At 34.9% G+C, this 1,929-nt stretch carries 1 protein-coding gene and 1 pseudogene; both read right to left on the bottom strand.

What is annotated here, in order from left to right; translation table 11 throughout:
- Positions 1-495, bottom strand: a pseudogene (locus ABY285_RS12565) (glucosylceramidase); the annotation flags it as partial.
- 108 nt (positions 496-603) lie between these two features.
- Positions 604-1,689: a glycoside hydrolase family 16 protein gene (locus tag ABY285_RS12560; protein ID WP_372770579.1), complete on the bottom strand. Its 1,086-nt coding sequence runs from the start codon at positions 1,687-1,689 to the stop codon at positions 604-606.
- Positions 1,690-1,929 lie beyond the last annotated feature (240 nt).

The raw sequence follows: 1,929 nt of genomic DNA, 5'->3' as shown, positions 1-1,929 counted from the left end.
GGCAAGGCTGAACTGTGTTAAGTTCATGTCAGTTTGTCCATCAGGCAAGTCATTGTAGGAAAAAACGGATTCGTCTAGATCAGACGCGCCAATACTTATTCTTAAATAGCTTATAGAAATGTCATTTTCATTGGTACCAAATAGTTCTTGCAATAAGGCTTGTTTTTTATCGGCGTTTAATGAATTGATAACCTGAGCGCTTCCACCAGTAAGTGAAAATCCAAAGCCGTCAATGGTTTGAAAAATTTGAGAATCATTAACTTCAATATTCGGGTAATTATTATAGGAATCTCCAAATGCCAAAATACCGGTTTGTTTTTGAAGCTTTATGGATTGGTCGGATTTCGTGAGCCAAAAATCCACCTCATTATTAACTACAGGCACTTCGGGAATGGGATTGTTTTCTTCATTATTTTGTTTGCCGCAATTGTTTAGAGCAATAAAAACAAGCATTAAAATTAGCGGTTTCATGATAATGATTATTTTATTTTTCATTTATTATAACTTAATTTAACATACCATTTAGGTGGCTATGTTTAAAATTATATTTTTGATTGTTTCCTTTCAAATAAAAAGAAACAGGTAATCAAGAACTAAAAAATATTATTGATAAACCCTTACATAATCAATTTCCATACTCGATTGTGTAAAAGCAGGGTCAATGGTACCACCAAAAGTTCCTCCCATGGCTACATTTAAAATGAGGAATTGTTTGGCATCAAAAGGCCAGGTACTGCTATTTTTTGTTGCAGGATTATACGTGTAATGAACTTTACCATCTACTGAAAATATCATTCTGTCGCTAGTCCATTCAACAGCATAAACATGAAATGCAGTTGAAACATCTGCCAAAGTTTGTGATCCAACATTTGAAGTGTTGCCATAACTGGAAGGGGTGTGCATGGCACTTTGAACGATTCCTTGTCTGTTACCGGCATGTTCCATAATGTCTACTTCTCCACAAGCTGGCCAACCTAAGGTTGAAATATTTGAACCCAGCATCCAAATTGCGGGCCAAGTTCCTCCGCCTTGAGGAAGTTTTGCCCTTACTTCAACTTTGCCATATTTAAAATCAAATTTCCCTTGTGTTTTCATACGGGTTGAAGTGTATTCAGCACCTTCGTAACTTTCTTTTTTTGCTGTAATTTTTAAAATACCATTAGCAATAACAACATTGTCTGTTCTGCTTGTATAATATTGTGATTCGCTATTTCCCCAGCCGCCTGCACCTATGTCATAGGTCCATTTACTGGTATTTGGGCTACCTGGTGAATCAAATTCATCTGAAAATATCAAACCAGTATTAACCTTTATGGTAATAGTTATATTTTTTGAAATAAATTTATCGCCTTTGTAAGCTGAAATATAGACGTTATAATTTGTTATTCCACCACCTGTATAGGTGTACGAAATAGTATTGGATGAAGTTTCTGTGGTATCTCCGTTTCCAAAATTAATTTTATAAGAAGTGGCATTATCGGCTGAAAAGTTAAAAATAACTACGCCACTGCCATCTCCATTAGGATTGTTAGTGTTTGCTCCAGCAAGAGTTGCTGTGAGCGTAAGGTTAGTAGGGGTACTTGTGTCAATTGGATCGCTATCATCGCTTCCGCCTCCACAAGAAAATAACAGCATTGAAAATAATAATGCAGTAAGAATAATCTTATGTAATTTGAAAAAAATAAGCATAAAATGATGTTTTTTGAAATCTGATATGTTAAAAGGAATATAAAAAGAAGGGGTGAAGCCACCCCTTCTTTTTTAAATTAATTCTTATTCATCTGCAATTAATATTGCAAACCAACCATTTCCGTCTGCACCTACAGTTCTTAAACTCATTTCGTTTTCAGATCTGGCTAAGATCACATATTTATGGTCACCACCAACATAAAATCCGTGGTATCCAATATTTGAAAATGATAGTGTTTC

This window comes from Lutibacter sp. (assembly GCF_041555395.1).
Classification (GTDB): Bacteria; Bacteroidota; Bacteroidia; order Flavobacteriales; family Flavobacteriaceae; genus Lutibacter.
Note: the sequence above shows the minus strand (reverse complement) of the source record. Positions and strands in the feature narration are given on the sequence as shown.